The organism is Pelagimonas sp., from assembly GCF_058892305.1.
In genome coordinates this window covers 24278-40329 of sequence record NZ_JBZXVN010000037.1, presented here as the reverse complement: position 1 = coordinate 40329, position 16052 = coordinate 24278, and the positions used below count along the sequence as shown (strand labels likewise).

The window sequence follows — 16052 nt, the reverse complement described above, 5'->3', positions numbered from 1 at the left end:
CCTCGCCATTTTGAAATTCGCTTTGCAATTTCTTGCAACCGGTTGCAAAATCAGTATCGTGAGATTCGAAATCTCGCAAGCTGCATTCGGCATTGCGCCGAAATTTCCCAAAGGGGTCGCGCTGACATGACATCGACAACAGACACCATTCGCCTAACGACGGCGCAGGCGATTATTCGCTGGCTTTCCAATCAGTTCATTGAGATTGATGGCACGGAAATGCGCCTGTGCGGTGGCGGATTTGGCATATTTGGCCACGGCAATGTGACCTGCTTGGGCGAGGCCCTATACAACGTCCAAGACGCGCTACCGCTCTATCGTGGTCAAAACGAACAAAGCATGGGATTCGCCGCAGCGGGCTATGCCAAACAGTGGTTGCGCCAACGTTTTATGTTCTGCACCGCCAGCGCCGGACCGGGCACGTCCAACCTTGTAACCAGCGCCGCCTTGGCCCATGCCAACCGCCTTCCTATGTTGCTTTTGTGCGGGGATACCTATGCGACCCGCCTGCCCGATCCCGTCTTGCAGCAGATGGAGAATTTCAATGACCCGACCTTTGGGGTCAATGACGCATTCAAACCCGTTGTGCGCTATTGGGATCGCATCACCCATCCGGCACAAGTCATCCAATCCCTGCCCGCCGCGATCGCAACCCTGCTAGATCCCGGCGATTGTGGCCCGGCATTCATTGGCTTGCCTCAGGATGTGCAAGGCTGGACCTATGATTACCCGGCAGTGTTCTTTGAGAAAAAGCTACACCGCATTCGCCGCGTCACCCCAGATGCCGATGAAATCGCTGACGCCGCCGCGTTGCTCAAATCCGCCAAGCGCCCAATGATCATCGCCGGGGGCGGTGTTCAGTACTCGCGCGCCGTGGCCGAACTCACCGCATTCGCCGAAGCGCATCAGATACCGGTTGTCGAAACCATCGCCGGTCGGGCCAATTTGGTCAACGAGCACGCCTTAAACATCGGGCCTATTGGTGTCACCGGCTCGAACTCCGCCAATTCTATTGCCGAAAAAGCCGATGTGATTGTCGCAGTTGGCACCCGGTTACAGGATTTTACAACCGGATCTTGGACGGCATTTGCCCAAGATGCCCGGTTTATCTCGATCAATGCGGCGCGCCATGATGCGGGCAAGCACATGTCCTTGCCGGTTGTTGGGGATGCCAAGTTGGCGCTTAACGCCTTGGCCGCGGCTGTTTCTGGATATCAAACCCCGCAAGACTGGACCCAACTGGCCCAAGACGAACGCAAGTCGTGGGACGCCTATGTCGCGGAAAACGTCACGCCCGGCAATCGGCCCAATTCCTATGCTCAGGCCATCGGCGTGGTGAACGCCCTTTGTGACAAGCGTGATCGTGTGGTTGCCGCAGCTGGTGGTTTGCCCGCCGAAGTCACCGCCAATTGGCGCACATTGGACACCGGGACCGTTGATGTCGAATTCGGCTTTAGCTGTATGGGTTATGAAATCGCCGGGGCCTGGGGCGCCCGCATTGCCCAAGCCGAACAGGAACCAGACCGCGACACCATCACCTTTTGCGGTGACGGGTCCTATATGATGCTGAATTCCGATCTGTACTCTTCGGTTCTTAGCCAAAAGAAACTGATTGTGATGCTGCTCGACAATGGCGGCTTTGCCGTCATCAACAAGCTGCAAAACAATTCCGGGAATGAAAGCTTTAACAACCTGATTGCCGATTGCCCGACCGTAACCAACCCGTTTGCCGTGGATTTCGTGGCGCATGCGGCGTCAATGGGGGCCGTTTCCGAGCGTGCCGAAACCCCCGCCGACCTTGCCGAGGCGTTCAAACGCGCCAAAGCCAGCGACAAAACCTATGTCATCGTCATGGATGTCGATGCCTATGAAGGCTGGACCACCGAAGGCCACACATGGTGGGAATGCGGCACCCCTCATATCACCGAAAGCGACCGTGTCCGCGAGGCCCATATGGAGTGGGAACAGGGTCGCGCCAATCAACGGAGGGGTGTCTAATGCGCCGCTTTACCGCCCAAACCGCCACCCCCGATGACATTGTTCATGAGCTGTTGCATGGCGGTGGGGCCGTGGCGATTTCCGGCCTGTTTTCGCCAGAGGAGATCGCCGACGCCCGCGCCATCATCATGGAGCATTCCGAGGCAGAAACCCCCAAGGTCACACATTTTCAGGGCTCCGCCGAAGAAACCGGTCAGCTCAATCTGCAACGCCGGGTTTGGAATTTATTGGCCAAGGGCGACGTGTTTTCGCGTATGGCGGCGCATCCGGTTTTGATGGATATCCTGCGGGCCTTTCTTGGCACTGAATTCATCATGGGGTCGATTGCGGCCAACCGCATTTTGCCCGGTGGCCCCGGCCAAGAACCCCATGTCGACTATCCCTATTGGGATTTTCACAAACCCGAAACACACCCGGTTGGTTTTAACGGGTCCTTTCCGATGAATGCGCAGGTCTCCGTTCTCCTTGACCCTTTCACAAAAGAAAGCGGCGCCACCGGATACCTTCCCGGAAGCCAAAAAGAGCTGCGTTATCCCACCGCCGAGGACAAGTTTTTTGATCGCTGTGAGCAAATGCTCGGTGAGCCGGGCGATGTCGCGTTGTTTTATGGGGTGACTTGGCATTGCGCCATGCCCAACAAAGCCGATCATGATCGTAGTGCGGTGTTGATCCAATATCTGCCGAAATGGGTCAAACCCATGGAAGACATGCCAGCGGCGCTCCCCCAATCCTTTCTTGATCAAGCCAGCCCGGACATGCGCCAATTGCTCGGCCTGAATTACCCCTATCCAGAGGTTCTGGATGCCGCAAAAGCGGGCAATACAGAGGGCCGCACATGAACCTGATCGACGGCATTCGCCAAGGCAACTTCGCCGTCTTTGGACGCGCGGGCATGGACATGTTCGCCGACCCACCGGGCACCAAGGCCGAACACGCCGAAACCTTCAAAGCCGACTTGGGCGGTTCCTCGGCCAATATTTGCGCGGGCCTGTGCAAACTTGGCATGAAATCGGCGCTTGTCACCTCTGTATCCAACGATACGGTGGGGCGGTTTTGCACCAACAAGCTCAACGGATACGGTGTTGATACGCAATATATCCGGGTTCTGGATGGCGAATATCGCATTTCCCTCGCCGTTTATGAAAGCACGATGGATGACTTTCAGCTATGTATTTACCGCAACAACGCCGTGGATTTTCAGGTCACCAACGAAGACGTGGATCGGGTTGAGTATAGCAGTTTCGGCGCGCTGATAACCGCCGGAACGGTTTTTGCCGCCGAGCCCTCGCGCAGCTCAACTTTCAAGGCGTTTGAAAACGCGCGCGCCGCCGGCATTCCGGTGATTTTTGACATCGACTATCGCCCCTATAGCTGGCCCTCGGCCGAAGTGGCGGCGGACGTCCTGTCGCGCGCTGGCGAAGAAAGCGATCTGATTGTCGGCAATGACGAAGAGTTCGGATTTATGGCCGGTGGGATCGACAAAGGGTTGGACAAGGCCCGTGAACTGGCCGCCAAGGGCAAATTCATCATTTACAAAATGGGTCAAGAAGGGGCGATAACACTTTGGAACGGTGAAGAAATTCGCACCGGAATCTACCCGGCCGTTGCGGTAAAACCCAACGGGGCCGGTGACAGTTTCATGGCCGGTCTTTTGGCCGGTATCGCCGAAGGCCGCCCAATAAAAGAAGCGGTCCTACGTGGGTCTGCCTGCGCCTCGATTGTGGTCAGCAAGCCGGGCTGCGCCCCTTCCATGCCAACAACATCTCAGCTGGACGCGTTTCTTGCCACGCAGTCCGGTCCAACAGGATCTTAAAGGAAACGCTATGCACATTGCGCCGTTTGACAACCAAAACAAACCCATCGTTGATGCCGGGCACGATCTGGTGCCGCTGAATTACTTCAACATCGTCAAGCTGCGCAAAGGCGAGACCTTTGAATATGCGGTGCCGGGCTATGAAACCTGTGTGGTGCCCGCCACCGGAACTGTCGATGTCGAGGTTGACGGCGCATCTTATCCCGATCTCGGCCTGCGTACCGAAGACGTCTGGGATGGTGACCCCGAAGGGGTCTATGTGCCGGTGGGGGCCAAGGTGCGCATCACCTGTAAAACCGACGCCACCGAAACCTTTATCGCCGGGGCGAAATACGACAAGGTTCTCGAACCCTTTGACGTGCGCGCCGCCGATCTTGACACCGTACAATACGGGTCGGACGACACCAAAACCCACCGCAAAATCAAACACATCCTTGGCACAAAATACCATGACAAGGTCGGCCGTCTCTTGGTGTCCGAATTGTTCACCGTCGGCGAAGGCGGCTGGTCTGGGTTTCCAAGCCATAAACACGACACCGATCGTCTTCCCGATGAAACCCGGCACGACGAAACCTACAACTTTCGGTTCAAGCCCAACTACGGCTCGGGTGTTCAGATGTTGCAGCGCGAAGACAACAAACCCGGTGATGCCTATCACATCATGGATGGGTCCACGGTGATGATCGACAAAGGCTATCACCCCTGTGCGGTGCTTCCCGGATATCAAATGTATTATTTTACCATTCTGGGTGGGCTCACGCAGCGCAGTTTGAAGCAATATTTCCAACCCACACATGAGGCACAGCTGCATACGATACCGGGCATCATGGACATGGTGGCCAAATTCAAATGAGCCTTGTTACACTAGCAGACGTTCTGCAACCCGCTCTGAAAAATGGCCATGCAGTGGCCGGTTTGGTCACGCTTGGCTGGGAAGATATGCGGGCCTTTGTTGCCGCCGCCGAGGCCGAAAACTGCCCGGTGATCTTGCAAGCCGGGCCAAGTTGCCGGGCCCATACCCCACTGCCGGTTCTGGGAAAAATGTTCCGCCATTTGGCCGAAGCTGCCAGCGTGCCGGTGGTTGCCCATTTGGACCATGGCTACACCTCGGACGAATGCCGCGAAGCCATCGACAGCGGCTTTACCTCGGTGATGTTTGACGGATCACGCAAACCGCTTGCCGAGAATATTGCCGAAACCCGCGCCATTGTTGAGATGGCGCATTCTGCGGGTGTGTCCTGTGAGGGCGAGATTGGGTTTGTCGGCTATTCGGGTGGCGAAAACTCGGCCGGAACAGACCCCCAAGAGGCCGCGCAATTCGCCGTGGAAACCGGCGTCGATGCGATGGCCATTTCCGTCGGCAATGTTCATTTGCAACAACAAGATGGCGCCGGTCTCGACGAAGATCGCATTCGCGCCATTCAAGCCGTCACATCGGTTCCCTTGGTAATTCACGGCGGGTCGGGTGTTCCAACGGCCCAACGTACCGCTTTGGCGCGCGGGTCAAATATCTGCAAATTCAACATCGGAACCGAGCTGCGGATGGCCTTTGGTGCCGCCCTGCGCGAGGCGGTCACCGGCGACCCAGATCGCTTTGACCGGGTACAAATCTTAAGTGAAACGCACGATCCGGTGGTGAAAGCGGCCCGCCGTGTGCTTAGCGCATTCAAGGGGGCTTAAAATGCTGCGATTAGGAATACTTGGCTGTGGCCGGATTGGCGTTGTCCACGCGCGCTCGATCGGCCAAATCGACGGGGCAACGGTTGCCGCCGTGGCCGATGCCTTTGCCGAACCGGCCCAAGCTCTGGCCGCCCAATCGGGCGCTCAGGTCATGACGCCAGAAGCCTTGATTGCATCGGATGAGGTTGACGCGGTGGTGATCGGAACCCCGACCGATACGCATTATGATCTGATCCACAGCGCCGCCGCAGCGGGCAAAGCGATCTTGTGCGAAAAACCGGTTGATATGTCGGCGGATCGCATTCGCGATTGTGCCAAAGTTGTCGCCAAAGCCGGCGTGCCGTTTATGACCGCCTTCAACCGCCGATTTGATCCGAATTTTGCAAATGTGCAGGCCCGGATTGAGGCCGGTGAAATCGGCTCTGTTGAGTTGGTCAATATCCAATCTCGTGACCCCTCCCCACCTCCATTGTCTTATGTCCAAAGCTCGGGCGGGCTTTTTCGCGATATGATGATCCACGATTTGGACATGGCGCGGTTTTTACTCGGCGAAGACCCTGTTAGCCTCTTCGCGGTTGGGTCGTCTCTTGTCGATCCCGAGATTGGCAAGCTCGGTGATGTCGACACCGCCGCTGTGACTCTAACCACCGCCAGCGGCAAGATCTGTCAAATATCCAACTCAAGACGGGCCAGTTATGGCTATGACCAACGGATCGAAGTGCACGGCTCAAAAGGGATGCTAAGGGCAGAGAATATGCTGGAAAACACCGTCGAAGTTGCAACCAAAGAGGGATTTAGAAAAGCCCCGGCGCAACATTTCTTCTTGGAACGATACGAGGCCGCCTATCGCGCAGAAATGACGCATTTCGTGCGCTCGGTTCAGGGCGGGACCCCTCCGTCACCATGCCTCTTGGATGGTTTAGGGGCCCAAGTTCTGGCGGATGCGGCAACGGAATCCTGGCAATTGAAACGCCCAATTGACCTCTCAGATCGTCTTTAGGGTTTCCCGCACCGGGCTGTTCATACCGGGCTGTCCATACCGGGCCCCGGTGCAGATTTAACCCAAGCGACAAGCCCGGTCCAAACCCCAAAGACCCGCATTGTGGCGGGACACTTGAGCCCAAAGGTTCCGGCACTGTCGCCGTCGATCAAACCCTAGGGGGAGATTTCCGTCGCGCCAAACGGCCATTAAACTCGGCACCAAAAATAAAGATCACCGCCATCATATACATGAAGAGCAAGGTGGCGACGATTCCGGCCAGACCCGCGTAGGTAACACTATAGGTTGAATAATTTACCAGATAGAGTTCAAAAATCTTGGCACTGCTCACCCAAAGCAGAACGGTCAAAAGAACACCTGGCAAAATCTCTTTGACCGGTCGATGCACGCCCGGCAACCATTTGTGACAGGCAATCACCGCAATAATCAGAAAAGCCAACGCCCCAAGCCACGGGGTTTTCCAAACACGAAGCACATCTGGCAAGGCGTTCATTTTTATCGCATCCAACAAATCCATGTACAACGGGATCGCGAACAACAACGCTGTAACACCGATTAAAACCGCCCCTCCGGCCAAGACGAAACCGATGCACAACAATCGGGTTTTCCAAATTGGGCGCTTGTCTTCTTCTCGGTAGGCTTCTGTAATCGACACACGAATGGCATTCACCCCATTTGATGCGAAAAATACCGCCAACAACCCACTAAAGGTCACGGTCTTCCCATCACTTTGCGTTAAAACAGCTTCAAGTTCTTTGACGATCGGATCGGCAAAAACATCAGGCCAAGCCCCGAAGACCAGATTGATGACCTTTTCGGAATCCAGCCCGCTGCTCAGCATACCGGCCAGAGACAAGACAAAAATGCAAAACGGGAAAAGGGCAAACATCATCGAAAGCGCAATATGACTGCTGCGCTCCCAGCCTTTCTTCGCCTCAAATCGGATCAACGCGTCTTTGAAAGCAAGAAGATAGAGACGCACCACTGTAAACTCCTATGTCCGCTGTCGCCGGGGCGGTTCAATACGGTATACTTGGGTTCGGGTCCATCTGAAACGAAGGCCCCAAATGGCGGTGTAATTCCACAATTCAGACATCGCCGCATAGCGCACCACCGGTTTGGGACGCAACACTTTGGCGATCCTTCCGACATGCAAACCGCCTAACCCCTTTGGTTGTGGCGCATTTTGGTCTTGTTTAGCAACGCAAGAGTCCTCCGCGCTCTGTGCGCACCTGCATGAGACGGCGGGAAGTTGGCTTTTCGGACTCTGGTGCCATCGCAATGTTCCTTTTCACAAATCTGTTTCGTCACTGTCATCTCGCGGTGATCTGAATCGGGTCTTGCTCCCCGCGATGAACAGGGGGGCAATATGCTCGAATTTTCAAACCTGACAAAACAGTTCGGGTCCAACGTGGCGGTAGACAAGGTCACTTTGACCATCGACAAGCCGATGATGATTGGGATTATTGGTGCCTCTGGGGCAGGGAAATCAACCCTGTTGCGGATGATGAATCGCCTGACCGATGCAACAAGCGGTGCCTTGCGCTATGACGGGCGCGATGTTCTTGGCCTAAAGGGGCATGACAAACGCAATTGGCAATCGCAATGCGCGATGATCTTTCAACAGTTCAATCTTGTGCCGCGTATGGATGTTGTGTCCAACGTGTTGCACGGCACCTTGAACCGGCGGTCGACCTTGTCGACATTGTTCAACCTCTACCCCAAATCCGACATCCATCGCGCCATCGACATTCTTGAACGCCTTAGCATCGAGGCCCACGCCGCCAAGCGCGCCTCGGCACTCTCTGGTGGTCAACAACAGCGCGTCGCCATTGCCCGCGCCTTGATGCAAGACCCCAAAATCATTCTGGCGGATGAACCGATTGCCTCGCTTGATCCGATGAATGCCAAGGTGGTGATGGACACGCTCCGCCGTATTCACATCGAAGATGGCCGCACAGTGATCGCCAACCTGCACACGCTTGATACCGCCCGCACCTATTGCGACCGCGTGATCGGGATGCGCATGGGGCGCGTGGTGTTTGACGGCACCCCTGACCAACTCACCACCGGCGTGGCGCGCGATATTTACGGGGCTGATGCCAGCTTTTCCGAAGCCGCGACTAGCACCAGCATCGACACCCTGAAACGACCCAAAACCCAACACCAGGCCATCCCGGCCTGATCGACATCTCAGCACCCCGGCGCAGTTGCGACCGGGGACAACATCCAACTGGAGACCCACGATGAAAAAGCTGATTGCTGCCGTTCTGGCAACCACCGCCCTCACCACACCTTTGGCCGCCGAAGGCGTCAAAGAATTCCGCATCGGCATTCTGGGCGGCGAAAACGCTCAGGACCGTTTGAACAACAACGAATGCCTGCGCGCCAAAACCGAAGATCTTTTGGGCGTTGAAACCAAACTGTTTGCCCCAGCCGATTACAACGGCGTGATCCAAGGTCTTTTGGGTGGCACCATCGACATGGCCTGGCTCGGTGCCTCTGGTTATGCCAAAACCTATTTATCCGATCCAGAAGCCGTTGAGCCGATCCTTGTTAAGGTCAACAATGATGGCGGTTATGGCTACTATTCCATCGGCTTTGCCCGCAAAGATAGCGGCATTGCGTCGCTTGACGACATGAAGGACAAAGTGTTCGGCTTTGGTGATCCAAACTCGACTTCCGGCTTCCTAATCCCCTCCATCGAAATCCCTCAGGCGACCGGTTCGACCATGACCTCGGGTGACTATTTCGGCGAAGTCAAATTCACCGGTGGCCACGAACAGACCATCGTTGCAGTCAACAATGGCGACGTTGATGGCGGCGTGACTTGGGCCGATGGCCTTGGCAACTGGGAAGACGGTTTCAACTCCGGTGCTCTGCGCCGCGCTGTTGACGCCGGTCTGGTCGACATGAACGACATGGTCCAAATCTGGCAGTCCAAGCCGATCCCAGAAGGCCCCGTTGTTCTGCGCAAAGCCCTGCCCGAAGACGTCAAACTCAAAATGACTGGTCTGATGGCTTCGTTGAAATCCATGGATGACGAATGCTTTTACGGTGTCGCCGCGGGCGAAGCCAAAGGCTTTATGCCCATCACCCACGAAGCCTATGACGTGATCGTTCAGGCGCGCAAACTGAAATCGAACTAAGCGATTTTCAACACTGTCTGACGGGTTCCGTTCCTGCGGAGCCCGTCAATTTACATCAGGGCCGCCATGACCGATCTATCAACCGACCTGCGCAGCGAATACCTAGCGCTGACCCAACGAAAACGTCTCTACAATAGCATTTTCCTTGTCCTCTTTGTGGTCTTGATGATGGCCGGCTTTGCCACCGCTGATGATCGCAACGCCGGGAGTTTTGTTGACGGTTGGCGGAACTTTTTCGACTTCCCAGCCGAAGTTCTGGGCGAGGCTTCGCAAAAACTGGCGGAATTTCCGGCCCATTTCGTCCGCTTTATGCCCGCCTTAATCGAGACGCTTAACATTGCGGCGGCGGCGACGTTGATTGGCGCCTTGTTGGCCATTGTGCTGTCACTTTTGGCAACACGCGGCCTCGCGCGTTGGCCGCGCGCCATTCCTTTGGTCCGCAGGATCATGGACGTGATGCGCGCCATGCCCGAAATCGTCATTGCTCTGGTTTTAATCTTTGTTCTGGGCGGTGGCCCGGTTCCGGCCATGATCGCGATTGCACTGCACACCGTCGGCGCCCTTGGCAAATTGTTCTCCGAGGTCAACGAAAACGCCTCGCTCAAACCCGTCGAAGGGCTGCAATCGGTCGGGGCCACTTGGGGCCAGCAAATGGTTTTGGGGGTGATCCCTCAGGTCGCGCCAAACTACCTTAGCTATGCTTTGTTGCGCTTTGAAATCAACATCCGTGCCTCGGCCATCCTGGGCTTTGTCGGCGCGGGTGGCATTGGCTACGAACTCAAAAACGCCATGTCCTGGGGCAAGGGCAAATACGACGAAGCCGCCGCGATTTTTGTCTTGCTCTTCATCACCATTGTCATCGTCGATCAGCTGTCATCGGCGCTGCGCGACCGTCTAACCCACGGTAACCGCAAATTGGAGGCAACCCTATGAGCGCCGCAACAACCAACACGGCACTGCATCTTCAGGCGGAACAAATCTTTGCCCGCAAACGTCTTTTTGCCTTGGCCGTTCCGGTGCTGATCCTTGTCTATCTGGCCTATATCTTCACTAGCTTCGACATCATTGGGCTAAGTGAGCGCGCCAGTCTCAAAAATGCCCGCACCTTGGTGGCCGATAGCTACTCCTACAAAACCCACATCACCCGTGATTTTCGCAGTGGTACCGTCACCGCCGCCATCGAAGGTGAACGCAAAGGGGCCTATCCCGACGGCACCTTCCCGGATTGGGTCACCCCCGGTGACGAGACGCTTGTTCATCTCAAACATGGGGTCACCGTTACTTTGGGTGAGACGACCACCTATCGTGATCCCAAATACGGTAACATTACCATCACCGCCAGTCGCGCCAACGGGGTGCAGGCGACCTTTCCTGATGGGGTTGTGCCCGATTGGGTTAGCCTGTCGAAATCTCGCTTTAGCCTCACCACCGAGGCGGGGCGTTTAAACGTCACCAAAACCAAAGCCGAGGTGTTCCGCTATGCGCTTGGCTGGGAGCTATTCTTTTTCACTCTGGATAGCCCCTATCACGGCCTTGGTCCGGTCGCCCTCATGGAGCGCGCGTTCAACGGCGAAGCATCTGAGATTTGGCACGACTTTTGGAACAACCGCATGTGGCAGCACAGCCAAGTTGTCTGGGCAATTTTTGAAACCATTTTGATGGCCTTTTTGGGCACCTTTGGCGCTGCGATTGTTGCCCTTCCGCTGGCCTTTCTGGCGGCGCGCAACTTTGCGCCCCTGCGGGTTTTACGCTTTGCCATGCGGCGGATGTTTGACTTTTTCCGCGGTGTTGATGCGCTGATCTGGACCATCGTTCTGGCCCGCGCCTTTGGGCCCGGCCCGCTCACCGGGGCTTTGGCGATCTTGATCACCGACACAGGCAGTTTCGGCAAAATGTTTTCCGAAGCCTTGGAAAACATCGATGACAAACAGATCGAAGGCATTCAATCCACCGGTGCCAAACCGCTGCAACGGTATCGCTTTGGGGTGATCCCGCAAATCACGCCAGTCTTGCTTAGCCAGATCCTCTATTTCTTTGAATCCAATACACGCTCTGCCACGATTATCGGGGCAATTACTGGCGGTGGGATTGGTCTTTTACTCACGCAAGCGATGATTACCCAAAAGGATTGGGAAGAGGTGAGTTACTATATCATCCTTGTGATCCTGATGGTGATGTTCATGGATTGGCTCTCTGGCCTGCTGCGCAATCGTTTGATCCGCGGCACCGACGAGGGGCATTGATATGGCGCGCCTGTCCCCCGACACCCCGTTTATCCATCCCGATTGTACGATCACTAAATCTGACTTCGGCGCCTTTACCGAAATCGGTCAAGGCAGCCGTATCACCCATACCCATATGGATGATTTCTCCTATTGTGATCGCTACGCCGACATCGCCAATGCGCGGATCGGCAAGTTCGCCAATATCGCCAGCTTTACCCGCATCGGCCCCACCGATCACCCGATGGATCAGGCCAGCCTGCATCACTTCCTTTATCGCAGCGATGATTATTGGGACGGTATCGGGCGGGATGAGGCATTTTTTGAACACCGCCACAGCCGCGTTGCCACCATCGGCCATGACACTTGGATCGGCCACGGCGCCGTCATCCGACCCGAGGTCACGATTGGCCATGGCGCTGTGATCGCCTCAAGTGCAGTGGTGACCAAGGATGTCGGCCCGTATCAAATCGTCGCCGGCGTCCCGGCCACCCCCCTGCGCATCCGGTTTCCATCGGAGATCGCGGATCGACTATTGGACCTTGCGTGGTGGGATTGGGATCATTCCGTGATCCGCGGCCGCATCGCGGATTTCCGGCACATGCCGATTGAAGCGTTTTTGGAGAAATACGAGGGCTCTGCCTCCGACGGCGCTTAGTCCGCCGCAACAGTAAGCGTGACGCGTTCCCCGGCAAACCAAACCGTACCGTACTCCACCGGCTGACCGTCGGGATCAACATTGATACCCACGGTTTTGAGTACCGGGTCCCCTTCGCGAATCCGCAAATGCAAGGCTTGGGTCGCTGTGGCCAAATCGGCTGTCATGCGGGTATCACGGCGGGTGTAATCCGATACACCGTTTAGGCGCAGCGCTTCGGTGACCGAGGAAGTGGTTTCAAAAGCCCGTGCCATGTTCGGCAACCGGCCAAGCGGATAGACGCTTAAAAACAACCCTAATGGTGCCGTTCCTGCAAGGGTTAACCCTTCGAACACCAACACCGGATCACCAAGCGAGATCGCCAGCGCTTCGGCCTCGGTCTGATCACAGGGGCGGGTTTCCAATCGGAGGGTTTGCCGGGTCGGCAAGCGGCCCGTAGCGGCGATATTCTGGTGAAACCGCACCCTGCGCCCAATCGGGTAATCCGTTGGCGGCGCATCCACAAACACCCCCGCCCCCCGACGGGAACGCACAATACCACGCGCGCCCAAATCGGCCAACGCCCGGCGCACCGTATGACGATTGACACCAAACCGCGTGGCCAATTCCGCTTCGGTCGGCAGCTTGTCACCGGTGTCGTAATGCCCTGCGGCAATGTCATTCTCAAGTTGGGTAGTAATGGATTTCCAAATCGCTGTGCGCGCCATGCGTTACCAAAGTTTCACAAAAGTTGAGTTGCCGAAGCCCAGAGGTTCCGACTATGATTTGTCTAGTTGTATAGTAGAATAGACAAATCAACAAGGTGTCTAAATGAGCGTTTCGCAAAATGACCACCAAAGCCGCAAAGCTTGGATGAGCCTGCTGGCCAAGGCACCGCCAAAGCGCGTTCAACAGCTTTTTGACCGGACCGGAGAGGCCCCGGAATTTGCGTGGATGCGCCTCCCCGAAACCGGCGGCGTCATGGTGCGCGGTCGCGCCGGTGGGACCGGAGCAGCCTTTAACCTAGGTGAAATGACCGTCACGCGCTGTGCTTTGCGCATCGCATCTGGGGAAACTGGCCACGCCTATGTCCAGGGGCGCAACAAGGATCATGCCCGTCGCGCCGCGCTCATTGATGCGCTGATGCAAACCGATCGGGCCAGTGACCTACGCACCAGCGTACTTGATCCGCTCGCCAGCGAACTCAAGACCGCCAAAGCCAACCGCGCCGCAAAAGCCGGCGCAACTAAGGTCGACTTTTTCACTATGGTCAGAGGAGAGGATTGATGCTCGACACGGCTCTAGACGGCGGGTTTCAAAACCCATCCACCGATTCCGCCCACGCCTTTCGCGCCGCTCTGTCGGCCATGGCTCGCCCTGGCAAAATCGAACCCCTCAATCTTGCCAAGGGTCCCGCACCCTTGTCCCCTGCGGCGGCAAGTCTGCTACTCACGCTTTGTGATGGCGAAACGCCGCTTTGGCTGGCCCCGGATTTCGACACTCCGGAATTGCGCGCCTGGATCGCCTTTCACACCGGTGCCCCACTTTGCGATCCTAAACAGGCCCAGTTTGCAATTGGAGCATGGGAACACCTCTTGCCGCTTGATGCCTTTGCCATGGGCACCCCCGAATACCCAGATCGCTCCACAACTTTGATTGTCGAGATGCCGTCGCTAACGCAATCCGGCGCCCGCCTCACCGGGCCGGGCATCAAAACCGAAACTCATCTCTCGCTGCCAAGCATCGCCGTGTTTCAACGCAATCACATGCTGTTCCCTTGTGGTTTAGACTTCTTTTTCACAGCTGGCACAAACCTCGCAGCCCTGCCGCGCAGCACACAAGTGGAGGCCGTCTGATGTATGTTGCTGTCAAAGGCGGCGAACGCGCCATCGACAACGCTCATGAGTGGCTTGCCGAAGAACGTCGCGGCGACACCGATGTTGCCGAACTCTCGCTCGATCAAATCCGCGAACAAATGGCGCTGGCCGTGACCCGCGTCATGGCCGAAGGCTCGCTCTATGATCCTGATCTTGCGGCACTTGCCATCAAACAGGCGCGCGGCGACATGATCGAGGCGATCTTTTTGATCCGCGCCTATCGTACCACCCTGCCCCGCATTGGCCATTCCCATCCCGTCGATTGTGATGCCATGTCCTGCATTCGCCGCGTGTCTGCAACGTTCAAGGATGTGCCGGGGGGGCAGATCCTTGGCCCAACCTTTGATTATACCCATCGCCTGTTGGACTTCGCCCTTGCTGCCGAGGGTATCGCCCCTAATGCCGTATCGGGTGAGGCGGTGGATGACACCATGCCCCGGATCACCGGCCTGCTCGATGACGAAGGCTTGATCCAATCCGAACTTTCCGGCGACGACACCCCGCCCGATATGACCCGCACACCGATGCAATATCCCGCCGATCGCCCCTTGCGGTTGCAAGCATTGACCCGTGGCGACGAAGGGTTCTTGCTTGGCATGGCCTATTCCACCCAACGGGGCTATGGCCGCAACCACCCCTTTGTCGGCGAATTGCGCATCGGCACGGTTGATGTCGAAATGGACATCCCGGAGCTTGGGTTTTCCATCGACATTGGTGACATCACCGTCACCGAGTGCGAGACCGTCAACCAATTCATGGGGTCAAAAACCGAACCGCCGCAGTTCACCCGCGGCTATGGGCTTGTCTTTGGTCAAAACGAACGCAAAGCGATTTCCATGGCCTTGATTGACCGATCTCTGCGTTGGGAAGAGTTGGGCGAAGACAATGTCGGAGCCCCCGCACAGGACGAGGAATTTGTTCTGTCACATGCCGACAACATCCAAGCCACCGGTTTTCTCGAACATATCAAGCTGCCCCATTACGTTGATTTTCAATCGGAATTGGAACTGATCCGCAAGGTCCGGGCCGAGGCCATGGCCCCGCAATCGGAACCGCAAAAGGAGGCCGCAGAATGACCCCATCCGTTGTTGTTTTCGACATTGGCGGCGTTTTGCTTGATTGGCAGCCGCATCTGGCTTGGAGCGAGGAATTGGGTGGTCGCGCCGCCGCCGAGGCCTTTATGGAACGCGTCGATTTTGCCGCCCGCAACCTGCGCGCCGATGGTGGCGAAACCTTTGCTGATCTGGCAAAGGAGCTTGCCGATCCAACCGACAGCGCCCTATTGGCAAGCTATGTGACCCGGTTCGAGCGCACCATTCAGGGCAAGATCGCCGGTACGTGGGATATTCTGCGCCGTCTACACTCACGCGATGTTCCGCTTCACGCCATCACAAATTGGTCGGCGCAAACCTGGCCGGTTGGCCGTCGCACGCATCCTGAATTGTCCACGGCCTTTGGCGTCACAGTGGTCTCGGGTGAGGAGCGTTTGCTCAAACCCCAGCGCGAGATTTTTGACATCCTGTGCCAGCGCGCCAATGTCGCCCCGCATGAGTGTGTGTTCATCGACGACAGTCCCAAAAACGTCGCCGGTGCCAAAGCGGCGGGCATGGATGCGATCCACTTTGCCGACCCAGACGCGTTGGAAAGTGCATTACAAGATCGGGAATTGTTGTGAC

17 protein-coding genes are annotated in these 16052 nt (G+C 56.5%); 15 read left to right on the top strand and 2 right to left on the bottom strand.

Annotated features, from left to right (window positions below; genetic code table 11):
• Positions 1–126 precede the first annotated feature (126 nt).
• Genes iolD through iolG form a run of 6 tightly spaced genes read left to right on the top strand, consistent with a single transcriptional unit; the run spans position 127 to position 6491 of the window.
• A complete protein-coding gene (gene iolD / locus AC5EFR_RS15805; RefSeq protein WP_493576751.1) occupies positions 127–1998 on the top strand; it encodes a 3D-(3,5/4)-trihydroxycyclohexane-1,2-dione acylhydrolase (decyclizing) in 1872 nt (623 codons plus the stop codon).
• On the top strand, positions 1998–2837 hold the full coding sequence (locus tag AC5EFR_RS15800) for a phytanoyl-CoA dioxygenase family protein (protein ID WP_493576750.1): 840 nt from the start codon (positions 1998–2000) through the stop codon (positions 2835–2837). Before iolD ends, AC5EFR_RS15800 begins: the two co-directional genes overlap by 1 nt.
• Complete coding sequence (iolC, locus tag AC5EFR_RS15795) at positions 2834–3811, top strand: 5-dehydro-2-deoxygluconokinase (protein ID WP_493576749.1); 978 nt, start codon at positions 2834–2836, stop codon at positions 3809–3811. Before AC5EFR_RS15800 ends, iolC begins: the two co-directional genes overlap by 4 nt.
• A 10-nt stretch (positions 3812–3821) precedes the next feature.
• The gene (locus tag AC5EFR_RS15790) at positions 3822–4664 is read left to right on the top strand and encodes a 5-deoxy-glucuronate isomerase (RefSeq protein WP_493576748.1); all 843 of its coding nucleotides are present in this window, start codon (positions 3822–3824) and stop codon (positions 4662–4664) included.
• Positions 4661–5491 (top strand): class II fructose-bisphosphate aldolase, encoded by an 831-nt coding sequence (locus AC5EFR_RS15785; protein WP_493576747.1) that lies wholly within the window; start codon positions 4661–4663, stop codon positions 5489–5491. The genes AC5EFR_RS15790 and AC5EFR_RS15785 overlap by 4 nt, the downstream gene beginning before the upstream one ends.
• A gap of 1 nt (position 5492) precedes the next feature.
• Positions 5493–6491 (top strand): inositol 2-dehydrogenase, encoded by a 999-nt coding sequence (gene iolG, locus AC5EFR_RS15780; protein ID WP_493576746.1) that lies wholly within the window; start codon positions 5493–5495, stop codon positions 6489–6491.
• A 148-nt stretch (positions 6492–6639) separates the two neighbouring features.
• On the opposite strand, the gene AC5EFR_RS15775 is transcribed toward iolG, so the two are convergent.
• The gene (locus tag AC5EFR_RS15775) at positions 6640–7476 is read right to left on the bottom strand and encodes a YihY/virulence factor BrkB family protein (RefSeq protein ID WP_493576745.1); all 837 of its coding nucleotides are present in this window, start codon (positions 7474–7476) and stop codon (positions 6640–6642) included.
• A gap of 384 nt (positions 7477–7860) precedes the next feature.
• Between AC5EFR_RS15775 and phnC the strand changes: the two genes are divergently transcribed.
• The 5 genes from phnC (at position 7861) to AC5EFR_RS15750 (ending at position 12520) form a co-directional block, all read left to right on the top strand.
• A complete protein-coding gene (phnC, locus tag AC5EFR_RS15770; RefSeq protein WP_493576744.1) occupies positions 7861–8676 on the top strand; it encodes a phosphonate ABC transporter ATP-binding protein in 816 nt (271 codons plus the stop codon).
• A 61-nt stretch (positions 8677–8737) separates the two neighbouring features.
• Entirely contained in the window at positions 8738–9640 is a 903-nt protein-coding gene (gene phnD / locus AC5EFR_RS15765) for a phosphonate ABC transporter substrate-binding protein (RefSeq protein ID WP_493576743.1), read from the top strand.
• Positions 9641–9706: 66 nt separating this feature from the next.
• A complete protein-coding gene (gene phnE / locus AC5EFR_RS15760) occupies positions 9707–10573 on the top strand; it encodes a phosphonate ABC transporter, permease protein PhnE (RefSeq protein ID WP_493576742.1) in 867 nt (288 codons plus the stop codon).
• Positions 10570–11883, top strand: a complete 1314-nt coding sequence (gene phnE / locus AC5EFR_RS15755; protein WP_493576741.1) for a phosphonate ABC transporter, permease protein PhnE — start codon at positions 10570–10572, stop codon at positions 11881–11883. The genes phnE (AC5EFR_RS15760) and phnE (AC5EFR_RS15755) overlap by 4 nt, the downstream gene beginning before the upstream one ends.
• Position 11884: 1 nt before the next feature.
• A complete protein-coding gene (locus AC5EFR_RS15750) occupies positions 11885–12520 on the top strand; it encodes an LbetaH domain-containing protein (RefSeq protein WP_493576740.1) in 636 nt (211 codons plus the stop codon).
• On the opposite strand, the gene phnF is transcribed toward AC5EFR_RS15750, so the two are convergent.
• Entirely contained in the window at positions 12517–13227 is a 711-nt protein-coding gene (gene phnF, locus AC5EFR_RS15745; RefSeq protein ID WP_493576739.1) for a phosphonate metabolism transcriptional regulator PhnF, read from the bottom strand. The two genes, AC5EFR_RS15750 and phnF, sit on opposite strands and share 4 nt — an antisense overlap.
• A gap of 103 nt (positions 13228–13330) precedes the next feature.
• Here phnF and phnG point away from each other — a divergent pair, with 103 nt between their 5' ends.
• From phnG to AC5EFR_RS15725, 4 genes are read left to right on the top strand one after another with little or no spacing between them, the layout of a single operon-like run.
• The gene (gene phnG, locus AC5EFR_RS15740; RefSeq protein ID WP_493576738.1) at positions 13331–13786 is read left to right on the top strand and encodes a phosphonate C-P lyase system protein PhnG; all 456 of its coding nucleotides are present in this window, start codon (positions 13331–13333) and stop codon (positions 13784–13786) included.
• The gene (gene phnH, locus AC5EFR_RS15735; protein WP_493576737.1) at positions 13786–14355 is read left to right on the top strand and encodes a phosphonate C-P lyase system protein PhnH; all 570 of its coding nucleotides are present in this window, start codon (positions 13786–13788) and stop codon (positions 14353–14355) included. The genes phnG and phnH overlap by 1 nt, the downstream gene beginning before the upstream one ends.
• Positions 14355–15452, top strand: a complete 1098-nt coding sequence (locus tag AC5EFR_RS15730; RefSeq protein ID WP_493576736.1) for a carbon-phosphorus lyase complex subunit — start codon at positions 14355–14357, stop codon at positions 15450–15452. Before phnH ends, AC5EFR_RS15730 begins: the two co-directional genes overlap by 1 nt.
• A complete protein-coding gene (locus AC5EFR_RS15725) occupies positions 15449–16051 on the top strand; it encodes an HAD family hydrolase (RefSeq protein ID WP_493576735.1) in 603 nt (200 codons plus the stop codon). Before AC5EFR_RS15730 ends, AC5EFR_RS15725 begins: the two co-directional genes overlap by 4 nt.
• The last annotated feature ends 1 nt before the right edge of the window (position 16052 follow it).